Source organism: Candidatus Manganitrophus noduliformans (genome assembly GCF_012184425.1).
Classification (GTDB): Bacteria; Nitrospirota; Nitrospiria; order SBBL01; family Manganitrophaceae; genus Manganitrophus; species Manganitrophus noduliformans.
Genome location: NZ_VTOW01000001.1, coordinates 1,318,317 through 1,343,038, shown reverse-complemented (window position 1 = coordinate 1,343,038; position 24,722 = coordinate 1,318,317). Strand labels below are relative to the sequence as shown.

At 59.4% G+C, this 24,722-nt stretch carries 27 protein-coding genes; 1 reads left to right on the top strand and 26 read right to left on the bottom strand.

Going from position 1 to position 24,722, the window contains the following annotated elements; translation table 11 throughout:
• Positions 1–2: 2 nt before the first annotated feature.
• The 4 genes from MNODULE_RS06720 to MNODULE_RS06705 form a co-directional block, all read right to left on the bottom strand.
• Positions 3–638, bottom strand: coding sequence for a TPM domain-containing protein (locus MNODULE_RS06720; protein WP_168058671.1), 636 nt, complete (start codon positions 636–638; stop codon positions 3–5).
• 13 nt (positions 639–651) lie between these two features.
• Positions 652–1,536, bottom strand: coding sequence for a TPM domain-containing protein (locus MNODULE_RS06715; RefSeq protein WP_168058670.1), 885 nt, complete (start codon positions 1,534–1,536; stop codon positions 652–654).
• Between the two features lie 11 nt (positions 1,537–1,547).
• A complete protein-coding gene (locus tag MNODULE_RS06710; RefSeq protein WP_168059235.1) occupies positions 1,548–2,087 on the bottom strand; it encodes a LemA family protein in 540 nt (179 codons plus the stop codon).
• Positions 2,088–2,271: 184 nt separating this feature from the next.
• The gene (locus MNODULE_RS06705) at positions 2,272–4,272 is read right to left on the bottom strand and encodes a DUF4091 domain-containing protein (protein WP_168058669.1); all 2,001 of its coding nucleotides are present in this window, start codon (positions 4,270–4,272) and stop codon (positions 2,272–2,274) included.
• A 162-nt stretch (positions 4,273–4,434) separates the two neighbouring features.
• Between MNODULE_RS06705 and MNODULE_RS06700 the strand changes: the two genes are divergently transcribed.
• Positions 4,435–4,899 (top strand): ferritin-like domain-containing protein, encoded by a 465-nt coding sequence (locus MNODULE_RS06700; protein WP_168058668.1) that lies wholly within the window; start codon positions 4,435–4,437, stop codon positions 4,897–4,899.
• A 162-nt stretch (positions 4,900–5,061) separates the two neighbouring features.
• Here the strand turns inward: MNODULE_RS06700 and MNODULE_RS06695 are convergent, their stop codons facing one another.
• From MNODULE_RS06695 to murD, 22 genes are all read right to left on the bottom strand, one after another.
• Positions 5,062–5,796 (bottom strand): hypothetical protein, encoded by a 735-nt coding sequence (locus MNODULE_RS06695; protein WP_168058667.1) that lies wholly within the window; start codon positions 5,794–5,796, stop codon positions 5,062–5,064.
• A gap of 38 nt (positions 5,797–5,834) precedes the next feature.
• Positions 5,835–6,044: a hypothetical protein gene (locus MNODULE_RS06690; protein ID WP_168058666.1), complete on the bottom strand. Its 210-nt coding sequence runs from the start codon at positions 6,042–6,044 to the stop codon at positions 5,835–5,837.
• A gap of 49 nt (positions 6,045–6,093) precedes the next feature.
• Positions 6,094–7,800: a sirohydrochlorin chelatase family protein gene (locus MNODULE_RS06685; protein WP_168058665.1), complete on the bottom strand. Its 1,707-nt coding sequence runs from the start codon at positions 7,798–7,800 to the stop codon at positions 6,094–6,096.
• A gap of 76 nt (positions 7,801–7,876) precedes the next feature.
• Positions 7,877–8,170 (bottom strand): hypothetical protein, encoded by a 294-nt coding sequence (locus MNODULE_RS06680; protein WP_168058664.1) that lies wholly within the window; start codon positions 8,168–8,170, stop codon positions 7,877–7,879.
• Positions 8,171–8,330: 160 nt separating this feature from the next.
• Positions 8,331–8,624 carry a hypothetical protein gene (locus tag MNODULE_RS06675; protein WP_168058663.1) on the bottom strand — a complete coding sequence of 98 codons (294 nt, stop codon included), beginning with the start codon at positions 8,622–8,624 and terminating at the stop codon, positions 8,331–8,333.
• A gap of 471 nt (positions 8,625–9,095) precedes the next feature.
• Positions 9,096–10,307, bottom strand: coding sequence for a penicillin-binding transpeptidase domain-containing protein (locus MNODULE_RS06670; RefSeq protein WP_168058662.1), 1,212 nt, complete (start codon positions 10,305–10,307; stop codon positions 9,096–9,098).
• Between the two features lie 32 nt (positions 10,308–10,339).
• Positions 10,340–10,648, bottom strand: coding sequence for a DUF167 domain-containing protein (locus MNODULE_RS06665; protein ID WP_168058661.1), 309 nt, complete (start codon positions 10,646–10,648; stop codon positions 10,340–10,342).
• On the bottom strand, positions 10,623–10,907 hold the full coding sequence (locus MNODULE_RS24375; protein ID WP_181070938.1) for a type II toxin-antitoxin system HicB family antitoxin: 285 nt from the start codon (positions 10,905–10,907) through the stop codon (positions 10,623–10,625). Before MNODULE_RS24375 ends, MNODULE_RS06665 begins: the two co-directional genes overlap by 26 nt.
• 153 nt (positions 10,908–11,060) lie before the next feature.
• The gene (locus tag MNODULE_RS06655) at positions 11,061–11,540 is read right to left on the bottom strand and encodes a DivIVA domain-containing protein (protein ID WP_238339374.1); all 480 of its coding nucleotides are present in this window, start codon (positions 11,538–11,540) and stop codon (positions 11,061–11,063) included.
• Positions 11,541–11,550: 10 nt separating this feature from the next.
• A complete protein-coding gene (locus MNODULE_RS06650; RefSeq protein WP_168058659.1) occupies positions 11,551–11,850 on the bottom strand; it encodes a YggT family protein in 300 nt (99 codons plus the stop codon).
• 130 nt (positions 11,851–11,980) lie between these two features.
• Positions 11,981–12,811, bottom strand: a complete 831-nt coding sequence (proC, locus tag MNODULE_RS06645) for a pyrroline-5-carboxylate reductase (RefSeq protein ID WP_320412358.1) — start codon at positions 12,809–12,811, stop codon at positions 11,981–11,983.
• 34 nt (positions 12,812–12,845) lie between these two features.
• Positions 12,846–13,538, bottom strand: coding sequence for a YggS family pyridoxal phosphate-dependent enzyme (locus tag MNODULE_RS06640; protein WP_168058658.1), 693 nt, complete (start codon positions 13,536–13,538; stop codon positions 12,846–12,848).
• A 20-nt stretch (positions 13,539–13,558) separates the two neighbouring features.
• Positions 13,559–14,320, bottom strand: coding sequence for a peptidoglycan editing factor PgeF (gene pgeF, locus MNODULE_RS06635; protein ID WP_168058657.1), 762 nt, complete (start codon positions 14,318–14,320; stop codon positions 13,559–13,561).
• 31 nt (positions 14,321–14,351) lie between these two features.
• Positions 14,352–15,494 carry a cell division protein FtsZ gene (gene ftsZ / locus MNODULE_RS06630; protein WP_168058656.1) on the bottom strand — a complete coding sequence of 381 codons (1,143 nt, stop codon included), beginning with the start codon at positions 15,492–15,494 and terminating at the stop codon, positions 14,352–14,354.
• Positions 15,495–15,540: 46 nt separating this feature from the next.
• Entirely contained in the window at positions 15,541–16,773 is a 1,233-nt protein-coding gene (gene ftsA / locus MNODULE_RS06625) for a cell division protein FtsA (RefSeq protein ID WP_168058655.1), read from the bottom strand.
• 73 nt (positions 16,774–16,846) lie between these two features.
• Positions 16,847–17,677, bottom strand: a complete 831-nt coding sequence (locus MNODULE_RS06620; protein ID WP_168058654.1) for a cell division protein FtsQ/DivIB — start codon at positions 17,675–17,677, stop codon at positions 16,847–16,849.
• Between the two features lie 46 nt (positions 17,678–17,723).
• Complete coding sequence (locus tag MNODULE_RS06615) at positions 17,724–18,656, bottom strand: D-alanine--D-alanine ligase (protein WP_320412357.1); 933 nt, start codon at positions 18,654–18,656, stop codon at positions 17,724–17,726.
• A 2-nt stretch (positions 18,657–18,658) separates the two neighbouring features.
• Positions 18,659–19,591 carry a UDP-N-acetylmuramate dehydrogenase gene (gene murB, locus MNODULE_RS06610; RefSeq protein WP_168058653.1) on the bottom strand — a complete coding sequence of 311 codons (933 nt, stop codon included), beginning with the start codon at positions 19,589–19,591 and terminating at the stop codon, positions 18,659–18,661.
• Between the two features lies 1 nt (position 19,592).
• Entirely contained in the window at positions 19,593–20,969 is a 1,377-nt protein-coding gene (murC, locus tag MNODULE_RS06605) for a UDP-N-acetylmuramate--L-alanine ligase (protein WP_168058652.1), read from the bottom strand.
• Positions 20,959–22,074 (bottom strand): undecaprenyldiphospho-muramoylpentapeptide beta-N-acetylglucosaminyltransferase, encoded by a 1,116-nt coding sequence (gene murG, locus MNODULE_RS06600; RefSeq protein ID WP_168058651.1) that lies wholly within the window; start codon positions 22,072–22,074, stop codon positions 20,959–20,961. The genes murC and murG overlap by 11 nt, the downstream gene beginning before the upstream one ends.
• Entirely contained in the window at positions 22,071–23,303 is a 1,233-nt protein-coding gene (ftsW, locus tag MNODULE_RS06595; protein WP_168058650.1) for a putative lipid II flippase FtsW, read from the bottom strand. Before ftsW ends, murG begins: the two co-directional genes overlap by 4 nt.
• The gene (gene murD / locus MNODULE_RS06590; RefSeq protein WP_238339367.1) at positions 23,300–24,694 is read right to left on the bottom strand and encodes a UDP-N-acetylmuramoyl-L-alanine--D-glutamate ligase; all 1,395 of its coding nucleotides are present in this window, start codon (positions 24,692–24,694) and stop codon (positions 23,300–23,302) included. Before murD ends, ftsW begins: the two co-directional genes overlap by 4 nt.
• Between the last annotated feature and the right edge of the window lie 28 nt (positions 24,695–24,722).

Here is a 24,722-nt window from a genome sequence, read left to right as displayed (position 1 = left end):
GACTATTCTCCGACCCGCAATTGGTTCGACAGCTCGTCGGTATCGTCCGGTCTTCTCGGGAAATGCTCCGCCAGCAATTGGCCGCACGCCTCGATCGCGCCGCGCAGCGCCTCGAAAGGATGTCCTTCTTTTACGCCGGACGCGATCTGCTGCACCAGCGTCTCCCAGGTCTCCGGCGGAACCCGCTGGTGGATGCCAGCATCGGCCAGGATCTGAACCCGGTGCTCCATCAAGGAGAGAAGGATCAACACGCCGCTCTTCTCCCGCGTCTCATGAAGCCGATTTGAATAAAAAGCCTCCTCCGCCCGCCGCCGGACAACCCGGTCTTTCAAGGCCTCCGGAACCAGCCACGACCAGATCAGGTTTACCCGTTGGATCAAAAAGAAAGCGACCCAAAAGGTAAAAAACTCGATGAGCAGAATCTGCGGCGCCGTCACCCGCGGCTGAACCGTCATCCAAATCACCGCCACAAAAAAAGTAAAAAAGATCGCGCCGGTCAATGCAAACTGGATGTAATGCCCGCTCTGGTCGACCACCATCGGAACGATCTCACCCGCAGAGCGGCTCTCTGCCCGAGCCACCGCCTGCCGAATCTGCTCCTTCTCATCCGCTGAAAAAAAATCTTCCGCTTTTTTCATCGCTCTTGTACTCTCACCATCGTCCCGACGCGCCTCCCCCCCCGAAACTCCCCCCGCCGCCGGAGAAACCTCCCCCTCCGAAACCGCCCCTGCCGCCGCCCCACCCTCTTCCGGTCCCCCATCCGGTTCCCCGATAGGCTCTCCCGCCGATCCCTCTTCCCGGCCCGCCCCCCGTCCCCCGAAAAAGGAGCGGGAGCAGAATGCCGAGAAAAACACCGGCCAGCGCCGGCAGGAAGATCGACCCGACTAGAAATGACCCCACCACCCCTCCGATGATCCCGCCGGCCAATCCGGTAACCGGCAAAGGGAGGTAAGAGAGAAACGAGGAAAAAAGAATCAGGAGAATCAGGCCGAGCGAGAAGACCTCATTGGAGTCGTCTCGGGAACGGCGCGGGGAAGAGGTCTCCGGCGCCGTGAACTCGCCGGCGATCGCGGCCTGAATCGCATCGACCCCCGCATCGATTCCCCGATTGAAATCTCCCTCACGAAAGGCGGGGATCATGATGTTGCGGATAATGATGCTGCTCTGCGCGTCGGTCAACGCCCCCTCCAGGCCGTAGCCGACCTCGATCCGGATCCCCCGCTCCTCGGCTGCAATAAAGATCAAGACCCCGTTGTTTCGCTTCTCCTGGCCGAGCTCCCACTCGCGGGCCGCCCGGACCGAAAAATCCTCCGATGCCTCCCCCTCCAAGCTCGGCACTGTCAGAAGCGCGATCTGATTGGTCGTCTTCGCTTCGTAAGCACGGAGTTTTTCCTCCAAGGCGGCGGCTTGTTCCGGACTTAAAAGGCGGGCGTGATCATTGACGCGGCCCTGCAGGGCGGGAACGTTCAGGGCCGAGGCGGAGGAAGCGGCAACCACGAAGATCAGGAGGATTGCCGTCAAACACAATCTGAGCATTTTAATCCGGCTCAAAACTGGACCTTCGGCGCTTCCTGCGCCCCTTGCTGCGCGCTGAAGTTTTCCCGGACTTTCAAGTCGAGAAGGTACTTGGCGGTGAGATTGGTGGGAAAGGAGCGGACCGACGTATTGTAGTCGCGGACCGCTTGGATGTAATCGCGCCGCGCCACGGTGATCCGGTTTTCGGTCCCCTCCAGCTGAGCCTGTAACGTGAGGAAATTTTCGCTCGATTTCAGATCCGGGTAGCGCTCCACCACCACCATCAGGCGGGAGAGCGCCCCGGAGAGCTGCCCCTGCGCCTCCTCAAATTTTCGGAACGCCTCCGGATCTTGGGTGATCTCCGGTGAGATCTTCATCTGACCCACCTTCGACCGGGCTTCCACCACCTGGGTGAGGACCTCCCGCTCCTGCGTCGCGAAACCCTTGACCGTTTCGACCAGGTTCGGAATCAGGTCAAACCGGCGCTGATACTGATTCTGAACCTCCGACCAGGCGGCGTTCACCTGCTCGTCCATCGCCTGCAGCGAGTTGTAGCCGCAGCCGGTCAGCATGAGAAATAAAATAAAAAAAGCCCACGTGAAATTTAATTTTTTCAAGCGTCCTTATCCCCTCCGTGAATATTCGATTTGCACACACCCGGTTATTATAACCGAAGCGGAGGGGAAGAACAACAAAGACAATAAGGATCGGGAAGCGGAAGGGGAGATGCCTCCCCTCTGACGCCTCCCCTGTTTTTTATTTCAGCACCGAAGCCAGTTTCTCACGCGCCTCCAAAAGCCGCTCCGGCCGGCGGGTCCAGCGATAAATATTCAGCGGGGTTTGGTCATCCTGCTTCAAAAGGGTGAGGACGCTCGATTCGATCCACCCCCGCCCCTTCTTCCCCTCGGCCAGCTTGAGATATTCATAATCTTCCATCCCTTCCCGGACCAGCTTCAGGCGGATCGATTCGATCGGGATATGATTCTTACCGCCGACGTAGATCGGCTTCCCCGGATAAAAGAGGACCCCGTCGCCGTGTCCGCCGAAGTAGTGGACGTGCTCGAACGGATTACGGTCGGCGACCTTCGACTCCTTCCCGTCGGAGCCCTTTTTCACTTTATAAGAGTAGGGGTACTGGAAGATCGTTTCGTAGTAGAGTTCCCCGGAAGTATTGTAGAGGTAGGTCAACCATTCGAAGATCCGCGTCGAGACGGCGGGAAGGTCGACCATGACGGTCGGCCATCCTTTCTCCGATCCGTCGCCGCAGCCGTGCGAGCCGCAGGCGTGATACCACCAGAGTTCCTGCCCCGGCCCGATGAACGATCCGTCGTACACCGACCGAAAGTTGCGATTGTAGAGGTCGCTGCCGGGCTTCCCGTCCATCCGCTTGATGCTGACGACCCAGATATCGATGAACTTTTGCACCTCCTTGACCTCGAAGAGGCGTTTGAAGCAAGACTCGGCCGCATGGCGGTCGGTCGTCACCAGCAGCCTCAGACCGGGGGCGTGCTTGTGGAGGAACTCCGAGCGGCGCTTGATTTTGTCCCAGTCGGTATCGGGGCGCTCTGCGATCTCCTCGACGTTCCAGCACTCCCGCTGCTTCGTGAGCCGCTGGTAGAGAAATTTCGGCTCGTCCCGGGTGTAATCAAAGAGCCGGTCGAGCCAGCCGTGCTCCTTAAAGTAGCGGACATATTCCTGATAATAATCGGGGTTGAGCTTCTCCGGATCGTATCGCTCGGGGTCGTTGAAGCCGTAGCCGTCGCGCAGGCGAAGCGAGGTCAGCCGCGCCCCCTTCAGCTTCCCTCCCGGGAGGGAGTTGATGCCGTTCATAAACTCGGGGTACTTCTCCCGGCAACCTGTTTTCCCCTCCGGGAAATTCCATTTGATCCTTCCCCCCTGTTTGTCCCACCGCGGAGGGGGCCAGATCGCGTTCTCGTTGGAGAGCCGATGAAGCAGCAGCGCCTTGGTATAAAGACAGATCAGCTCGCTCGTCCGGTCATCGTTGATGAAGCCTCGAACGTTCGAGCGTGGATCGTCCCAGTCGTGCCCCCTCCCCAGCTCGGTGATCCCGACGGCAAACGCGTTTCTCAGCGAGGCGGTTGAAGGGAGACGGAACGGTCGAACGGTGAGGCGAATCGGGATCACCGCCGCCTTCTTCTCGCCGACCGTCACCGTCGCCGCGCCGGCGTAGAGGCCGGGCTGCGCATCGGGGGGAACATACACATCGACCCAGATCCCTTGCTTCATTCCGCGACGGACATCGAAGGGGAAGGCGGGCCGCCCCTCGCCGGGAATCGACCGCCGCTCGCCGAAATATTCGTCGACCTTCGGAATCAGCGCATCGGGCCAGGCGCCCGGCTGCGCCTCGGCGGTGGTCGGCTTCTCGATCAAAATATAATGCTGCCGGTAAATCATGATCGGCCCCGGCAGGCGCGACGAAATTCGATAGCCCTCTTTTTCCGTCTCTTGCACAAGATCGCTCACCGCCACATCGACCCCTCGAAGTTCGTCTTTCTCCGCGGCGATGAAAATCTGGAACGGCTCGAACTCATTCTGCGCCGCGGCAATCCGGACCCCCCCCTTTGTGCACTTCTCCTCCCGACAAAGGTCGGCATTCTTCGGGACCGGATCCCCCTCCGGACCTCCATTTTCCATTCGGAGTTTCACCATGCCGGTTTCCCACCAAATCGTCTGCCCCATGGCGGCGGAAGCAAAAGCCAAAACAACCGAAACACTCCAGAACAGCCTCTTCCACATAACAATCCCCTCCCATCCATCAATGATGAAGCGATGAAATGTTCTCCTTCTATGATAGAGAGGCTGAGTCAGAGGAGTCAAATCGAAAGGGGTATAAGACACGGTTGAAACGTAATGAGGATTTCAAATAAAATGGAAAAAGCAACCATGGAGGCACATATTATGGATACGAAACAGGTTCTTCAGATTCTGAATCAAGCGCTCCAGATCGAATATGCCGCGGGGATCCAATATCTGCAGCACAGTTTTCTCGTGCAGGGAATCGACCGGCGCGTCTTCGCCGACTATTTCCGCAGCCAAAGCGAGAGCTCGTTCAACCAGGCCAAACAGATCGGCGATCACATCGTCAATTTGGGAGGGCTCCCGACCGTGGAGCCGTACGCGATCAAACAGAGCACCGATCTGAAAGAAATGCTTCAGCTCAATCTTGAACTCGAACGGACCGGTTTAAAAGTTTATCAAGAGGGGATCAAGGCCGCGGCAGAAGATACGCCCTTGAAGTTTTTCTTCGAAGACCAAGCCTATCATGAATACCAAGACGTCAATGAACTGGAAAAACTGCTGGATCAGAAGAAGGTCAGCGTCACTGAAAAAGAGGTTCAGCTCAAAAAAGTGAAAAGCGCGTAGCGGTTCGTCTGGAGAGAGGACCGGCGTATCGCCGATCCTCTCCGCTGGATATCGATATCACTCGGTCGAGAGCGCGGGGATTCGACCTTGAACGCGATCCGGATTCCCATCGTGTAGTCTCCCTCTTTTTGTCCATCTTAAAAAGATGATTGCGCCATTCTTTCATGGGGATGGGATCTTCAGCTCCCTTCGAAACGCGTCGAAGGAGCCCCATCTTTTCCGGATCTGCCACTGGAGGGAGCGGCCCTCTTTCAGCCGTTGCAGTTCTGTGGTCGTCGGGTGATGGCCGATCCCTTCGGCCAGAACAAGATAACGATCGATGCATTCTCTCCGCCGCCGGTCGTTCCGGACCGCCGCCAATTCCTCCGGCGTGATCCGGTAGAGACGCTGCAACCGGCGGAGCGCGGTCATCGAGAGCCGGTTCGCTTCGGCGACGGCATCAAGCTTGAGCCATGTTCTGTAATCATCCAAAATCTTCTCTTTGGAGGGGAGGGAAGGAAAGAGGGGGGCGTATTCGAAGAGTCCGATCTTCGCCCCCCGGACCAACAGCTGCCGGACCCGCTCCCGGCTCAATCCGGTCTCCCGGCCGACCGCCGCCAGCGTTCCCTTCTCCCGATAAAGCCGATGGAGTTCACGCAACCGCGTCACCGTCGAGGGTCGATTGGAGACCCCCTCCCCCGGGGAAGGGGCGAACCCCAATCCGGCGCGGATCTTTTTCTCGGCATAATGCGAGATGGGGCGCGCCTCCAAGATCTTTCGCAGCGTCGTCGGGTTCACCCTGCATCGCGAGGAGACCTCCAGAAGATCGATCTCGTCCCGGACGATTTTCGCGACTTCGGAAAAGAGCGACGGGACGCTTTCGTCAAGAACGATCCCCCCTGAGCTTGTTTGCATCATCTTCTCCCTCCTGCCCTTCTTACGAGAAACAAGGAATCTCACTCTTCCCATTTGGAGAAGAGAAACGCCTCTTCCTCCCGCTCCTGCGCCCGCTTGAAGAGATCGGCGAGGGCGGCGAACTCCTCCCGGTTGAAATGGAGCATGATGTTCCGAAGGCTGACGTGATAGCCGTCGCACCGGCATCGATCGATCGAGCCGAATTCGGACTTCGCAAGTGGAACGGAATGATGCCCCGATTCCCTGTTCATGAAAAACCTCCTTTGTATGTGATTGCCGGCATTCCCCTTTGGAATGCTCCTATCGACGACGGGAAGCGGCCGCTTCGACCGGTCGTTTTCCATCCATCGCCGCGATCTCCCGCTCGATTCCCGCCTCCAGCCATCGGGTGAGGACCGGGTGGGGGGTGAATCCCTTTCCGTTGATCTCATAGTCCTCCCCCTCCTTGAGGCCGACCTCCGCCAGAAGGCTTTTGTACGGCCCCGCGCCCCGGAGCCGGTGCGAAATCAGGACAACCCGCCCGTTTCGCTTCCCCGCTTCGATCATCTCCTTGAGCTTCGCCACCGCCTCCTTCCGCTTCTCCGGCCAATCCTCGCGGATCGTGGCGGGAAGGATCGCCTTGAGCTCGGCGCAATGGGGATCTTTCCGGAGCCGCTCGATCTGGCGGCCCATGGCCGAAAGCCACCGGGCATCGACCGCATCGTCCCCCGCGCCGTGGGCCACCAGGATGACCGTCTCCTCCGAGGACTTCCGGCTGATTTCGGTGATCCGATCGTGTAGAATCTCGGCCAGCGCCGGATCTTCTTCATAACCGCCGAAGGTGGAGAAGACCGCGCCGCTTCGAATCTGAGGAGGGGGAGGCCCCTCATGGTCATGCTCCGGCGGAGCGGCGGAGAGCCCCAGAAGGTAGTCGGTCGCCCCCTTCATCTGGTCGGAGAGGGAATACATCCGGACGAAGACGATCCGGCGGACCCCTTTTTCCTCCAGGCGGGAGACCGCCCGCTGAAGGGTGACCGGATCGGCCATGCCGTAGGCCATCTCGATTCGGTAGCGGGACTTCAGCGGCGCGATCACCGCTTCGACGGCGTCGTTCCAGGGGAGGGTCGCGCCGTGCGGCATGATCACCACTCCCGTTTCTTCCGGCGAAGCGGGAAGATGAGCGTTCGCCGTTTGCTTCAACCAGAGGAGAAGGTTGGGGTGGGGAAGAATCTCCTGGCCGTCATAGACGACGTCAAGCTCCTTGAGCTTGTCGGCCAGCCATCGGGTGAGCGACATGTGGCTGTCGAACTTCGGGCCGATGAAGAAGGGGACGACGAGGGTCCTCCCCTTCTTCGCCGCCGTCTTGACGATCATCTCATCGACTTCGCGGCTCTTCTTCTCCCGCAGCTCCGCTTCGGCCTCCCGGTCGTAGTAGATCCCGATTTGGGTCTCCTTGAAGGGGCGATAGCGGGAGACATATTCCGTCAAAGATTGCAGGTCGGCGCGAAGGGCCGCTTCGCCGGCTTCATCGACCGCGCCGATCCCCAGCACCACCAGCCGTTCTTGGTCCGGCTCCCGGCTCAACGCTTCCACCCGATCGAGAAGAATCTGCGCGGTGAGATGGCTCTCCCCCATCGAGGGGGCCCACCGGATCGTTCCCCCCGCGGCGTAGGCCGGAAGGTGCGGCGCCACTTTTTTCAAAATCGGATCGTCCGACGAGAGAAAAAGGGGAACAGCGACGATCTCGGTCGCCCCGGCCCGTTTCAGATCAGCGACGGCTCGGGTGAGATAGTCCGAGTAATCCCCCCCGACGCGGTTGTATCCTCGGCCGACCCAAGCGAGCGCGGCGGTGTAGTCCCTCTGAAATGCCTCATAGAACGCTTCGATTTCCTGATTCCCGAGAAAGCCCCGGTCCGGCGCGACCAGAAGAAAGCCGGTCTTCGACGCCACGCTTCCTTCGGCAATGGCGCGCGGCGCCGCGAACGAAAAAGAGATGAAACAAACGATGATTCCCAAAATGGCCTGCATTTTACTCCTCCTTACTTTCAGATCCTCGAAGGACGCGAGCGCCGCGCTGGACCGATCCTGTCTCGACCTCTCCGCTTTATTTTCTCTCCAACCCTGCCTGCGGCATCGGAGAAAGCGTTCCGGCTCCCGCCGCGCTCCCCATCATCAGTTTAAAAACCCGAGCGACCCTATCAAATTGAGCCGCCGTCAGATGCAGCGTGGCCGCATGAATTTGAACATGATAGATCCCGCATCGACACTGCCAGACGGTGCAATCTCGGTTAGAGAACAGGGCCTCTTCTCGACAGGACAGCGGTTCCATCCCCATCTTCATCTCCTCATGCGCGGTTGCGGACGATCGATCGACGGTCTCCCGCTTCAGGGTCCTCATTTCTTCTCCCTTCACGGCGGCCGGAGAGAATCAACCGGCGCGCTCCCCCCAAAAACAAAAACGCCCGGAATGATTTTTCCATTCCGGGCGTGGGGTATAATGACCTCGAGCCGCTGCATATTCTTACATAAATAGACGCCTGCGGAGGCCGGCGCTCTGATCAGGTTGATTGGACCGGCGGGACGAGCCGCAGCACGCGACCGCCGACCGCGCGCGTGATTTTTCTTCGGGATCGAGAGAGATGTTCCGCCTGCTGAAGCAGATGTTGAACCGTTCCAATCTGGCCGGTCGGGATAAAAAAACGCTTTTGAGGATACCATCCGATTCCGTTTCCCCATATCATCCGGCGTATCTCCACCCCGCTCCGATCAGCCTCGTCGATCAGGACGATTTCGATTTTTTCATCGGAATGATTTCCATCTAAAACTCCCAACGGAGATTCATCACGCTGCATCTTCCTCCCTTTCCGTAAAAAACGTTCGAGCCGGTCGGAACCGTCTCAAAAGGCATCCCCTTTATTCGTTTCTTTTCCCGACGCCGGAGAAGACTTCCGGAGCGGCAAAAGGTGAATCCGCTTGCATCGTTTGCATTTCAATTCCAAATTCCCATCCACGATCCGGGCGACCAGGCTTCCACAGAGACATCGGAGATGATTCGGGTCCGCTTTCTTATTTGAAGTCTTCTTCATCGACCCAATAAACCCAAAGAGAATCTAAACCAATCTTCGGGCTTGGGCCTGAACATCGCGATGGCGCGAGCCGCACGGAATGCGATTGAGAATCATTCTCAACACTAGAAGAAGAGTACACCCTTCGCCATTTTTCTGTCAAGCACTTTTTATGAAATGAAAAGGGGAACGGCCGATCAAGGAGAAGAACGGCGAATTGGGGCCGACGCAGAGCCAATCGGCCGATGAAGAGGGCGTTTACGGATTGTCGATCTTACGAAGGTTTTCGGACCGGAAGTAGGCGGTGAGCCCCGCGTTGGCGGCCTGGGAGGCCTTGATGTGCCATTTGGGCTGATTGATGATCATGGCGGCCACGGCGATTTCGGGATCTTCAATGGGAGCCATCCCGATGAACCAACTGTATTTTCCGGGAGGATCATCCCCGGTGAGGGAGCCGGTCTTTCCGCCGATCGTGATCCCTCGAAGGCTGACCTCCCGCCGCTTCATTCGAAACGCCTTCCGGGAAGTTCCTTTGATGACGGCCATCGCCATCATTTCCCGGAGCGACGCCGCCGTCTCAGGGGCGATCACCGTGGCGAAGACCGACGGCTTGCACTCGTAGAGCGTTTTTCCATCGACGTCAAGAACATGATCGATCATGCAGGGGGACATCATCACGCCGCCGTTCGCGATGGCCGCGCCGATCAGCGCCCCATGAAGCGGAGAAAGCCCCACGTCGCCGAACCCGGCGGCCGACATCGCCAATCCCCGCTCGCTGTCGTCGATCTCCATCCGGCTCACCTGGACAGGAAGCTCGAATGGAATCGGGCGATTAAATTGAAACCGTTCTCCATAGTTGAGAAGGGTCGGCACATCGAGCCAGCGAAGGGCGGTCTTCGCAAAGACCACGTTGCTCGATTTGGCCATCGCTTCGGCCAGCGACATCTTCTGTTTGTCCCGTTTCGGATTGTCGACCCAGTTCTTCGGCCCCAGCCGGTAGAGCCCGCCGTGAAAGGCGATCTCGGTTTCGGGCCGCGCTTTCCCTTCCTCCAGGGCGGCCGCGCCGGTCACCAATTTAAAAATCGACGCGGCGGGATAGGTCGCACGAAGGGCAAGGCGGTCGGCGTCGGGATCGATGGAAGAATATTCCACGGAGGCGAGGACCTTCCCGCTCTTCGGATCCATCGCGACAAAAACACCATAGGGAACCCGGTATCGCTTGAAGTAGCGTTCCATCGCCGTTTGAAGGTCGGGATCAAGGGTGTAGACGGCGGTCACCCCATTCTCGAAGCGCGAGACATACTTTTCCTCCTCGGTATGGTCAAACGGAGGAAGCTCGCCCCGGATTCGGATTCCGTCTTCCACCAGCGCGAGGGGGGTCTCCCGTAGCGGATCTTCCGTCAGATCTCCCAACACCCCGCTTTCCACGGAAAAGATAAAGACGAGGCCGAACACAATCAAGCCTGTCACCCAACCCCACCGACGCCCTTCAACCCCCACGTTTACTCCGCCGCTTGCAAGATTTTATCGAGCTGTTGATTCAGAACCGACTGATCGACCTCTTTAAACCATATCCATTTTTCTCGGAATTTCTCCCCACGGACGATTTCAAGCCGGGATTTCGGAAGAGAAAACAACTTAGATAAATATCGGATGCAGGCCGCATTCGCGGTCCCCTCGGCCGGGATCGCCCTTAATTTTAGCCGAAGCATTCCCATGACGCAACCTTCGATGCTGTCCCGGGATGCATTCGGCGTCACGCGCAGATGGAGGAGCGCGCCCGATTTATAGGGGCGGAACGGCGATTCCATTTTTGGAAGAGACGTTCACCATCGAACGGCCCGATGCGCCGCGAGGGAAAGAAGGCACCTGCTCGGAAAGCTTGACGACCTTTACCTTCGGCGCCGCGCGGTTTTTCTTCCGCAGGCTTTGAAGGTACCCTCGAACCACATCCCGGATATTTTCCAGAACCTCGGCCTCGCTCCGTCCGAAAGTGCGGCACCCCGGTAGGGCGGGAACGTCGGCGATAAAACAGTGATCGACTTGCGTGATATAGACGTAGTAACTCATCTCTCCTCCTGTGCAAAGGTGAAGGTGGATGAAATTCCATCCGTCCGAACCGAAACTCTCTTTTCAACTTAACCGATTAAAACAGCGCTTATGGCGGTCCTCCCGATTAAGAGATACTCGGGCGGCACGACCGAACCGTCGGCTGCTCGCTTGTTAAAGGGAGGCCTCTTCTTCCCTCTGATTCGCTTTTTCATCTTCCCATTGAATTGTCTTTTCGAGATTCTGCATCAAAGATCGAATCTTCTCAACAAAAAAATCGCGCTGCCGTTTCAGGTTCAGGATCTCTCCCTGGACCTGGCTCACCTCTTTCATGGCCGACCGGGTAATCTCCTCCGCCCGCAGCTCGGCCTGGCGGATAATGAGATCCCCTTCCTTCTGCGCGCTCCGCTTCATCTCCTCGATCGCCTTCTGGGCCATTAGCAAGGTGTTCGTCAGCGCCCCCTCGGTCTTCTTCAACTCGGCGATCGTTTGTCCCTGATCTTCGATCCGTTCCCGGAGGTCGGCATTCTCTTTCAGGATCTCTTCGATTTCACTCGCCAGATTTTCCAGAAAAGCGTCGATCTCGTTCTGAGCATACCCCCGGAAACCGGTGGAAAAGGTCATTTGGCGGATATCGATCGGCGTCCATCTCATATTCACCTCACTATCTCAATTGTCTGGCCAATTCAAACAGGGAGCTGACCAGGAATTGCCTTAAAAACATGATTATCAAGATCGCCACCAGCGGGGAGAGGTCGATTCCGGTGCTGTAGGTCCGCATCAGTTTTCGAAGCGGATAGAGGACCGGCTCCGTAATTTTATAAAGAAACTGGACGATCGGGTTATAAGGGTCCGGGTTCACCCAGGAAATCAACGCCCGAATGATGATGACCCAGGTATAGATTTCCAGGACATAATTGAGAATCGTCGCAAGCGCCGAGACGAAGTTTGCCGCAATGAACATGATCTCTCCTCATCGATTCCGATTGGAGCAACCTTTTTTTCGATGGCCTGCGATAAAAAATACTATACCACTTTCAATGCGGGATTGAGGCCATCTTTTTTTGTCGCTCTTACCAACGGACGCGAATTCTTTATTTTGTCTTTCCCAACTCTTCGGACCGCCGCGTCGCCGCCTCCACGGCAGAAATAAACGCCGACCGGACCTTTCCTTCTTCAAGTTTATGAAGTCCGGCGATCGTCGTTCCTCCGGGAGAGGCGACAAAGTCTTTCAACCGGGCGGGATGATCCCCCGTCTGGAGCGCCATCTGCGCGGCTCCGAGAACCGTCTGCACCGCCAGGGCAAGGGCCACTTCGCGGCTCAGCCCGCTCTTTACCCCGCCGTCGGCCATCGCCTCGATCATCACAAAAACAAAGGCCGGCCCGCTTCCGGAAAGGCCGGTCACCGCATCGAGGTAGCGCTCTTCGAGAATCCAGCTTTTTCCGATCGAATCAAAAATCTGAAGGACCAGATCGAGGGTTTCTTGCTCCACTCCTTTTCCCGGCGCCAGCACCGTCGCCCCCGCCTGGACCAGCGCCGGCGCATTCGGCATGGCGCGGATGATCTTCGCCTCCCGCTCCAGGCCGGCGGCCAATCGGGCGAGGGGAACGCCGGCGGCGACCGAGACGAGGACCTTCTCTTTCAGCTCCGATTTGACTTCGGCCAAGACCCCGTCGACCCCGAGCGGTTTCACCCCGAGGATCACCAGATCCCCTTCGCGCACCGCTTCCCGATTATTCCGAGTGGTGCGAATGCCGTATTTTTGATGAATGGACTTCAGCCTCGCCTCGGAGGTATCCGAAGCGAGGAGGTCGCCCGCCTTAAACAACCCGGCGGCGAGCACCCCCTTCATGATCGCCTCCGCCATGTTCCCCGATCCGAGAAAGGAGAGGCGGGTCGGCAGTTTCGCAGTCTGTTTTTTCACAGATTATACGTCCTATCCGTCCTAATAGGTCTTATTATTTTTGTTCTTTTTTTCTTTCCCCAAAAATCGCCGTTCCGATGCGGACCCAGGTCGCTCCTTCTTCAACGGCCACCTCGAAATCGGCCGACATCCCCATCGAGAAGCGGTTCAACCCGAGATCTTCTCCCAACCGACGCAGCATCGAAAAATAGGGACGCGCCCCCTCCGGCTCGGGGGTCGGGGGGGGGAGGGTCATCAATCCTTTCAATGAAAGCGGGGCGAGCTTTCGAACCTGCGCGATCAGTGCCGGCGCTTCTTTGATCGAAATCCCCCGTTTGGTCGTCTCTTCCCCGACGTTCACCTCGATCAATACCGGCTGGGTGATCCGCCGCTTCTCCGCCTCCTGCGCCACCTTTTCGGCCAGACGAACCGAATCGATAGAGTGGATCAGAGAGAAAAACCCGACCGCCTGCTTGACTTTATTCGTCTGAAGCGGACCGATCAGATGGACCGCGGCCGATTTGTTCTCTTCAAGAAATCGACTCTCCAGAAACTTGGCGCGGGCCTCCTGAACCCGGTTCTCGCCGAAGATTTGAATTCCCGCTTCCGCCGCCTCCCGGACCCGATCGAGGCCAACCCCCTTCGACGCCGCAACCAGCGTAATTTCCTCCGGATTTCGGCCGCATCGGCGCGCCGCCTCCCGGATCCTCGCCGAGATCCGTTCAACGGCCCGGGCAATCTCTCCCATGAGACCGTTTTCCTCCGCGATTAAGCGCCATCAATCAGCATAATCCCGCTGGTCATGTTCCCCACTCTCTTTTTATCCCGACGAAAAGAATAGAACAGACCGGGAAGACAAGAGGTACAGAGGCCGGAAAAGGCGATCTTGTCCGGATTGAGACCCGCCTCGGCGAGTTGCAGCGCATTTAATCGGGCCAGATCCAGCTTCGCCTTTCCCTCTCTTTCATGGATCACCACTTCCGGGCCGGGAGAATATTTTCTCTCGAGTTCCCCCCAAACATCTTCCCCCACCTCATAGCAGCAGGGGCCGATGCAGGGACCGATGCCGGCGAGAAGCGCGCTCGGTTCCGAACCGTACCGTGAGGCCATCTCACGAACTGCTTTCCCCGAAATGTTCAAGGAGGTCCCCCGCCACCCGGCATGAATCGCGGAGACCGCCCTCTGGACCGGATCGAAGAGGAGGACCGGCACGCAATCGGCCGTCGACACGGTGATCAGCAAATGCGAACGATCGGTTGCCAATGCATCGCCGATCAACCGCGTTTCCGGGCCCTCCCCCCTTCCCGCGTCCGCTTCGGTGACCGGCCAGATCCGATCCCCATGAACCTGACGGACGCGGATTGCCTTTGCCGGCTTGCCCGGTCCGGTCTCATAAAGCGCGCTCTCGGAGAGAAGACGGGTCCCGAAGAAATGGAAAACCCCCGGCGCGCTGAGCCGGGGAAGGACGATATACCCTTGTCCGCTGTTCTGAACCCACTGATACGGCTGCATCTGTGTCAGGATCTCCATGGCGTCCGTGCCTCCTGTTGGTAGAAGGGTTCTAATCCGCCTGCTTTCTTAAGAATGTCGGCACATCCCATTCGTCATCCCCTTCCATGCGGATGACCTCTTTGCCCCCTTCACGAACCACCTTTCTCAGGTAACCGGTCCGATCGAGGCTCTTCTGGGGCGACCGTTTGGCCGGCCGGCTCTCTCCATCGACCGGCTCTTCGTGACGTTCATTCTCTTCAAACCCTGTCGCGATGACGGTCACCTTAATCTCGTCGGTCAACGACTCGGAGATCACCGATCCGAAGATGATGTTCGCATCGGGATCGACCGTCTTTTGAATAATGGACGAGGCTTCATCGACCTCGCCGAGCGAGAGGTCGAGTCCGCCGGTGATGTTGATCAACACCCCCCGCGCCCCCTCGATGGAGCTGTCCTCCAGCAAGGGGCTGGAGATCGCTTTTTGCGCCGCTTCGATCGCCCGGTTCTCCCCTTTGGAAACCCCCATCCCCATGACGGCCCGGCCGGTGTGGGACATGATCGTCCGAACATCGGCAAAGTCGACATTGACCAATCCGGGGGTGGTGATCAGATCGGAGATCCCCTGAACCGCCTGGCGGAGGATATCATCGACGACGAGGAACGACGCCCGGAGCGGGGTCCCCTTTTCCACGACATTCAGGAGCCGCTGGTTCGGGATGATAATGACCGTATGGCAGGCCCGCTTCATTTCATGGACCCCCTCTTCGGCCTGATGGGAGCGCTTGGCCCCCTCGAATTGAAACGGCTTGGTCACCACCCCGACCGTCAGGGCCCCCATCTCTTTCGCGATGCCGGCGATGATCGGCGCGGCGCCGGTTCCGGTCCCGCCCCCCATGCCGGCGGTGACAAAGACCATATCGGCCCCGGCGAGCACCTCCCGGATCTGATCGACCGCTTCCAAGGCCGACTCCCGGCCGATCTGCGGCTTCGCCCCCGCCCCCAGCCCCCGCGTCAGCTTGGTGCCGAGCTGGATCTTGTTCGGCGCCGGATTCATGTACAGCGCTTGGATATCGGTGTTCGCCGCCACGAAATCGACCCCCTGGAGACCGCATTGGATCATGCTGTTGATCGCATTACAACCGCCTCCTCCGACACCGACGACCTTAATTTTCGCCGACGTTGACTCTTGTTCCTCCTCATCAAAGAGAAACATTCAGACCTCCCTCTTTTTAGGCGCCTCATGCGGCGCCGATCCTGGTTTAAAAAAATTCCTTCACCCAGCTCTTCATTTGGCCCTTGATCCGCTGGAACAGCTGCCCTTTTCCGTTTCTTCGATGATCTTCCTTTTCTTGGTTCCGAAACGCATAGAGGATGAGCCCCGCGCCGGTGGCATACATCGGGCTTCCGACGACGTCGATCAGCCCCCCCATGCCGGCAGGCACCCCCCGCCGGACCGGAAGACCGAGCACCCGCTCGGCCACTTCGACCATCCCGTTTAAACAAGAGGTCCCCCCGGTAATCACCACCCCGGAGGCGACCCGCTCTTCAAAACCCATTCGTTCGATTTCGCGCGCGACCAGCATGAAAATCTCCTCGGCCCGCGGCTCGATAATCTCGGAGAGCAGCTGGCGCGAGAGAACCCGCGGCGGACGCCCGCCGACGCTCGGAACCTCGATCGTTTCGTTGTCCTTCACCATCTCCGTGGAGGCGCAGCCGTATTTGACCTTGATCTTCTCGGCATCGGCGGGAGGGGTCCGAAGCCCGATGGCGATGTCGTTGGTAAAATGGGTCCCCCCGACCGCCAGGACCGCGGTGTGGCGGACACTCCCTTCGATGTAGGTCGCAATATCGGTCGTCCCGCCGCCGATATCGACCATCACCACCCCCAGCTCCCGCTCTTCCGGGGTGAGCACCGCCTCGCTCGACGCGAGCGGCTGAAGGATCATCTCCGCCATCTGCAGCCCCGCCCGGTTGATGCTCTTGACGATGTTCTGCGCCGACGTCACCAAGCCGGTGATGATGTGAACCTCCGCCTCCAGCCGCACCCCCGACATCCCAAGCGGATCTTTAATCCCATCTTGGCTGTCGACGATAAACTCCTGCGGAAGGACATGGAGAATCTCCCGGTCCATCGGGATGGCGACCGCCTTTGCGGCATCGACCACCCGCGCGATATCGGCCCGGGTCACCTCGTGATCTTTGACGGCGATCACCCCCCGGCTGTTGAGCCCTTTGATATGCCCCCCGGCGATGCCGGTATAGACCGAATTGACCTCCACCCCCGCCATCAGCTCGGCCTCTTCGACCGCCCGCTTGATCGAATCAACGGTGCTTTCGATATTCACCACCATCCCCTTCTTGAGCCCCTTCGAGGGGTGGGTCCCGATGCCGATGATATCGATCCGCTTCTCGTCGACGACCTCGCCGACGATGGCGCAGATCTTCGTCGTTCCGACATCGAGGCCGACCAAAATATTTTCACGCTTCGCCAAGAGATCCTCCTTGAGAAGGTCGTCCGACCCTCTCGTTCAGCCCCGCCCGAAGAAGCGGCGCTGTATTGCCGATTTAGAACTGAGACTCTCGCCCGGCCTCTTTCTCGCCGGGCCACAATCCGCGCTCCCCCTCATCGGGGGTGAAACCATCCTTCACAATCACCTTTCGCCGGTATCGGAGATCAATCTCCCGATCGGAAATTCCCCGCCGTTCGAGATCTTCTCTAATTTCAAGAAACCGCCGCCACCGCTCGGAATACTCTTCCTTGCCGAAATGGAGAACCCCTTCCGGGAAATGAACCACCAGGTCCTCCGGATCGGCCAAATCGATTACGAAAAGAGAGGGCCCGGCCCCCTCCTTCTCCAGCGTGTCCGATATGAGCGAGGCCAATTGGAGCCCTTGCGGATAAGCAGCCGGATTGTAATGAATGATCCGGGGCAACTCTTCGGGGGGGTCTCCGTTCTGCTGTAAGATCTTCCCCTCCTCATCCCGGAGGCGCGGCCGGCGGGCCGAGTCGATCTCGACCGCCGCCGGAACCCGTTCGATCACCTGAATGTGCAGCCGATCGGGAAATTCCTTCCGGACGACCGCCTTCTTGACCCATGGATTCGCCTGGACCTCCCGTTGTATCTGGGCGATGTCGACGCGAAAGAGACTCCGTCCCACGATCGACCGAAAACGTGCCGTCATCTCGGGCTCTTTTAGATGATGAAGGCCGGTCCACCGGATCTCCCGAACTTGGAATGCAGGGGAGGCCGTCAATCGCTGCCCGCCGAGATAAAGCGCGAAGAGACTTCCACCGAGGAGAACGGCCCAGAGCGTCGGCCGAAGCCAGGTGATCAGCCGCGCCCAAGAGAGCCGACCTCTTCTTCTTTTATTCCTCTGGATCGCAAGTGCCTTCATTCAAACAATATCCATATTGGTTGTACGGGCGACGCACGCGTCGCCCCTACTTGTCTAATCCTGCCGTCTCTAAAATGCGTTCGACCAGCGCGTCGAAATCGATCCCGACCCCCCGGGCAATCTCCGGGAGGAGGCTTGTTTCGGTCATTCCCGGGAGGGTGTTGACCTCCAGAACATAAGGGCGCTTCCGCTCATCGACCAGCAGATCGACCCGGCTGTAGCCGGTGCACCCTAATACGTGGTGCGCTTTCAGCCCCCAGTCGAGGACTTTCTGATAAACATCGGGCGGAAGCGGCGCCGGGAAGAGATGCTCCGACATGCCGGGAACGTACTTGGCGGTATAGTCATAGAATTTTGTCTTCGGCCGGATCTCAATCGCCCCGAGCGCCTCGCTTCCCAAAATCCCGACCTGGACCTCCATCCCCGAGATATACTTCTCGATCAAAATCCGGGGACCATATTGAAAAGCCTCTTTCAGCGCGGAATCGATCTCCCCCGGCCCCGAGACAATCGTGACCCCGACGCTGGAGCCTTCCATCGCCGGCTTGACAACAACGGGAAACCCGAACGAGAGGCCGTCTGCGCGGAACCCGGAGAGCGCTTCCTCCGTCAAAACCTGAAACGGCGGAACCGGAATCCCGTGCGATTGGAAGAGATCGTGCGAGGCGATCTTATCCATTCCGAGCGCGCTCGCCAGGATGCCGGAGCCGGTGTAAGGAACCCGCATCACCTCTAATACCCCCTGAATCGCGCCGTCTTCTCCGTACCGGCCATGCAGCGCGTTGAAGGCAATCTCGATTCGCTTCGCCCGAAGGGTCTGGGCCACCTCGGAATCGACATCGATCGGGACGGCGGTGTAGCCAAGCCGATCGAGCGAAGCGGCGATCGCCCGCCCGCTCTTCAGCGACACCTCCCGCTCCGCCGACATGCCGCCCATAAGGACCCCGATCCGCTTTCCGAGAAACGGCCCCAACGCCACCGCTACTCCCTTCCTACCACTTTCGCTTCCAGTTCAAGATCGATACCCTGCTCCGCTTTGACTCGTATCTGCATCTCGCCGATGAGCGCCAGAACGTCGCCCGCCTTGGCCTGGCCGAGGTTGACAATGAAGTTGCCGTGCCGCTCGGAGATCTGCGCATCGCCGATTCGGCGCCCCTTCAGCCCCACCGATTCAACCAGCCTCCCGGCGTAATCCCCCGGCGGGTTCGTGAAGACCGAGCCGACGTTCGGGAAGGAGAGGGGTTGGGTCTCCCGCCGCCGCTTCAATAGCCGCTTCAATTTTTCCTCGACCTCCTCGGGGGAGGCCGGCGTCAACCGGAAAGAGGCGGAGGTCACCATCCCCTTGGGAAGCGCCGCGGTCCGATAACCGAATTGAATCGCTTCTTTCGGAAGGGTTTTCACTCTTGCCTCTTCATCGACAAGGGTGACGGAGCTCAAGACCGATGCCGTCTCTTCGCCCGGAATGCCGGCGTTCATCGCGATCGCCCCGCCGACGGTCCCCGGAATCCCGGCGGCGAACTCCAATCCGGAAAGACCCTTCGCCATCGCCTCGGTGGAGAGCTTCGGATAAGAGACCCCCGCATCGGCAAGAAGGGTATCGGGCTCCTGGAAGGTGATCCGGCTTAAATGTTTCAGGTGAACGACCACCCCCGGAATTCCGCCGTCGCGCACAATCAGGTTGCTCCCCCCTCCTAGGACAAAATAGGGGAGCCGATACCGGCCGATCCGCTCCATCAGGAGAACCACCTCCGCCGAAGATCTCGGGAAAACCATCGCCTCGGCCGGCCCGCCGACCTTGAGCGAGGTGTACGGCGCGACCGGCTCGTCGAAGCGGACCTCCCCCGGGTAATCTTTCAAGGCCTCTTTCAGCGGTAGGCCCTCCTTTTTCTCCGGCTCCATTTGCATCAATCTCATCCTACTTCACTCCCTCCGACCCGGAGAGAAACGCTTTCCCCAGCTTCCAAATATCGCCGGCGCCGAGGGTGATCACCATCATCCCCGGCTTGGCCTTCTTTTCGACCGCGGCGAGCATCTCGGCGCGGTCGCGGAGAAACATCACATCGGGATGACCGCTCGCTACGACCGCCTGGCAGAGCCGCTCCCCGTCGATCCCCGGAATCGGCGGCTCGCCGGCGGCATAGATGTCGGTCAGGATCAGGTGATCGGCGTCGGCGAACGAACCCGCCAGGTCATCCAACAGATCTCGCGTACGGGTGTACCGATGCGGCTGAAAGAGGACGACCAGCTCGCATCCCCATCCCCGCTTCGCCGCCGCCAGGGTCGCCCGGATCTCGGTCGGGTGGTGCCCGTAATCGTCGATGACCCAGACGCCGTTTTTCTCCCCTTGCAGTTGAAAGCGCCGTTCGACCCCCCGGTATCCTTCCAATCCTTTTCGGATCGACTCGACCGGAATCTCCAGCTCCAATCCGACCGCGATCGCGGCCAGGGCGTTCAGCACGTTGTGTCGGCCCGGCACCGGGAGGGTGAAACGGCCGAGCGACTCCCCATGAAATCGCGCATGGAAGGTCGTCTTCCAGGGCCGGAAGGCCATCTCTTCCGCGACCAGATCAAGATGGGACGCGGTGCCATAAGTGAGATAGCGCTTCTCCACCCGCGGGATCAGTTCAGCGATCGCCCGATCGTCGCCGCAAAGGATCGCCAGTCCATAAAACGGAATCTTGTTGATGAAGCTGAGGAACGTCGCCTGGATCGCCTCGAACGTCCGGTAGTAATCAAGATGCTCCCGGTCGATCGTTGTCACCACCGCCACCGTCGGCGAAAGCTTCAAAAACGAGCCGTCGCTCTCATCGGCCTCGGCCACCAGAAAATCTCCCTCCCCCTTCTTCGCGTGGCCGCCGAAGCTGTTCACCTTTCCCCCGATCACCGCCGTCGGATCGAGCCCCCCTTCGGCCAGAACGGTCGCGACCATCGTCGTCGTGGTCGTCTTTCCATGCGCGCCGGCCACGGCGATTCCGTATCGAAGCCGCATCAACTCAGCCAGCATCTCGGCCCGGGGGATCACAGGGACCTTCTGCTGCTTCGCCGCGACGATTTCGACATTGTCGGGTCGGACCGCCGAAGAGTAGACGAGGACCTCCGCCCCGACGATGTTGCCGGGATCATGGCCCACATGAATGGTCCCCCCCATCGACGCCAGCCGGCGGGTCTGCTCCGACGCCGCCCTGTCCGATCCGCTGACCCGAAAACCCATGTTGAGGAGAATCTCCGCGATCCCGCTCATCCCGACCCCGCCGATCCCAACGAAATGAATGTGTTGAACTTTACGAAACATGGCGCGATCCCGAGCCCTCGGCCCCCACCAGTTGATAACAGGCTTCCACAATTTCTTCCGCCGAATGCGGATGTCCTTGACGCCGGGCCGCCCCGGCCATCTCGGAAAGCCGCTTGGGATCGGAGAGAAGAAAGACAATCCGCTCGGCCAGCCTTCGCCCGTCGAGATCCCGATCCAATATCATCTCAGCCGCCCCCGCCGACACAAAGGCCGCCGCATTCTTCTCCTGGTGGCCGGTGGCGAGCGGATAAGGGACCAAAAGCGACGGCTTCCCGACCGCTCCCAACTCCGAGAGGGTTCCCGCCCCCGCGCGGCTGACGACAAGATCGGCCGCAGCATAGACCGCCGCCATGTCGTGAATAAACGGCTCGACGCGGGCCGAGCGTCCGGAGCGCTCGTAAGCTTCCTTCACCTCTTCCCAATCACGTTTGCCGGTCTGATGGATGATCTGAAACGATCCTTTTTCTTGCCCCAAATGAGGAAGGGCCGCGACCATCGCCCGGTTGATCGATTGCGCCCCCTGGCTCCCCCCCAGAATCAGGAGGGTCTTTGTATCTGTAGGGGCGTATTGCGATACGCCCTTACCGACCCCCGCCTCGACGATCTCCGGCCGGACCGGAACGCCGGCGCGCAGAAAGCGGTTTGTCCGAAGATAGGCGCGCGTCTCCTCAAAGGCGATCACCGCCAGATCGACCCAGGGGGCAATCAATTTGTTGGCGAGTCCCGGCACCAAGTTCGGCTCCAAAATCACCCGCTTGATCTTCAGCAAGACCGCGGCCAACAAGACCGGCCCCGCGGCATACCCGCCGATCCCGATGACCAGCTGCGGAGAGAAATTCCTCAGGATCGAAATCGACTGGAACAAGCCCACCGGCACCAGGAGAAGGGATTTGAGCCGGCCCATGATCCCTTTTCCGACGAACCCCTTCGCCGAAATCGCGGCAAATGAGAATCCCTTTTCGGGAAGGAGCTTCGCCTCCATCCCCTGCGCGGTTCCGACAAAGAGAACCTTGGCGTTCGACTCCGCCTTCTGAAAAGTCTGCGCCAGGGCGATCCCCGGGTAGAGATGGCCGCCGGTTCCTCCCCCTGCGATCACGACCCTCATGCCCGTCCCCCTTCCGCTGCAAGTCCCCTCGCGCCGGCCCTCGCCCGATAAGGGGCGGTGCTCCGGGAGACATTGTAGAGAAGCCCCATCGCCAGCCAGTTCATCAGAAGAGAAGAGCCCCCATAGCTCACGAAGGGGAGGGCCAATCCCTTGGTCGGGAGCAGCCCGGTCACCACCCCCATGTTCATCAGCGCCGGCAGGGTCATCATCAGGGTTGTTCCCATCGCCAGCATCCGGTGGAAGGGATCTTCGACCGACCAGGCGATCCGGGTTCCTTTCCACAAAAGAAAGACATAGAGAAGGAGGAGCGAGAGGGTCCCGATCAACCCCAGTTCCTCCCCGATCAGGGCGAAGATAAAATCGGTGTGCGGCTCGGGAAGAAAGAAGAGCTTCTGCCGCCCCTCCCCCAATCCGTTCCCGAAGATCCCGCCGCTTCCCAACGCGAGGTACGATTGGATCATCTGAAAGCCGCTCGCCGACGGATCACTCCAGGGATTCAGATACGACATCACCCGCTGGAGTCGGTAGGGGGTCTTCAAGATCCAGTAGAGAACCAATGGGATCATCAGCAGCCCCAGCGAAGCCAAATGCGTAAACGAGACCCCTCCTAAAAAGAGAAGGAGCGCAGCCAAAATGAGGATGATCACGCTCATTCCGAGATCGGGCTCCACCAAAATCAGGGCGATCTGCAGACCGATGACGACCAATGCCGGCGCCAACCCCTCGAAGAAATCCCGGATCTTTTCCCCCTTCTTCACCACATAGTGGCTCAGATAGATCACGGTGAAGAGCTTGGCCGCCTCCGAAGGCTGAAAAGCGGCCGGCCCCAGGCGAATCCATCGGCGGGAGCCGTTCACTTCAGACCCGATCCCCGGGAGGAGCACCGCGATCAGCAGGGCAAAAATAAGAATCATCATCGGAGCGACCCATTCCCGCAGGCGATCGAGCGGGATGCGTGAAACGATCAGAAACGAGAAAAGGGCGATCCCCATCCAGAGGAACTGTCTCTTCAGGAAGAAGGCCGAATCTTGATAGTTCTTTCCCGCCAAAATGCCGCTGGCGCTGTAGATCATGACCAGCCCGACAATGCCCAAAAAGAGGGCGATCATCAGCAGAAGGCGGTCGCCCGCGGCGCGGGGCCTCCGCGCCGCTTTCAGATTCCTTTCCGATTGCGGAATGGAGGCAAACAGAGAATGATTTTCTACGCCCGTTCTCTTCTTTGCACTCACGACGGCAGTCCCTCCACCGCTTGCCTGAAGACCTCGCCCCGGTGCCGGTAGTCCCGGAACATGTCAAAGCTCGCGCAGCCGGGGGAGAGAAGGACGATTTCCCCCGCCGCCGCGGAGGCGGCGGCCCGCTCGACCGCCTGCTCCATCGACCCGACCCGTTCCACGGCGGGATGATCCGAAAAACAGCGGGCGATTTTTTCCTGCGCCTCTCCCAGCAAGATCAGCCGCTTCACCTTCTTTAGAATCAACTCCCTCATCGGGGTGAAGTCGCTCTCCTTGTCCTTCCCTCCGGCGATCAGGATCACCGGAACGGCCAACCCCTCGATCGACTTGATCACCGCCCCGACGTTCGTCCCCTTCGAATCGTTGATGTATTTGACCCCGCGCACCTCCCGCACCAGCTCCATCCGATGCGGAAGCCCCTTGAAGTTCATCAGCGCCTGTCGAATCCCCTCGGCCGAGCAGCCGCAGAGGAGGGTGACCGCGATCGCCGCCATCGCGTTCTCGATATTGTGAGATCCTTTGATCTTCAAGAACTCCACCCGAACGATCGGCTCCGCCTCCCCCCAGAGGTTGGAAACGATCTCCCCCTCCCGCCAATGAAGATAGACCCCCCGCTTCGGGATCGCGAGACGGCTGAAAGAGACGGCCGAGCCTTTCAGCGCCGGCGGCATCGTGGCCGGATCATCTTGGTTGAGGACCGCATAATCCCCCTCCGATTGGTTCTCGAAGAGCCGCCACTTCGCCGCCTGGTACGACTGAAAATCGGGATACCGGTCGAGGTGATCGGGGGTGACGTTCAACAGGGCGGCGATCCGGGGCCGGAAGGTTTGGATCGTCTCCAATTGAAAAGAGCTCAGCTCCGCCACGATGAAATCCCACGTTCCGGTGACCGCCTCCGACAGCGGCGTCCCCAAATTTCCCCCGACGAAGACCTTCCACCCCCATCCCTTGAGGATCTCTCCGACCAGGGTGGTGGTGGTGCTCTTTCCGTTGGTCCCGGTGATTGCAATGATCGGCGCCGAGAGGGCCGAAAGGAAGGCCGAAGCCAGCTCGATCTCGCCGATGATCGGGATGCGGCGCGCCTGGAGTTCCTTCAGCGGAAGGGTTTTTAAAGGAACCCCGGGGCTCAGAACCACGCATTCGGAGGAGAGAAGATCTTCCTCGCGTCGGCCGCCGAGGCGGAAGTGGACGGTGCCGAGCCCCTCCCCTCCTTGGGAAAGGTGCGAGAGAGAAGAAGGGACCGTTTTTTGACGGTCGTCGACGACGAGCACGTCGGCCCCTTCCCGGACCAAAAGTGAGGCGGCGGCCATGCCGCTGGCCCCCATCCCGACCACCGTGACCCGCTTTCCTTTGAATGACTCCTTCAATGCAACCCCGTTACGCGTCATCACCCGTTTCGTTCTCCGAAGAGCAAAG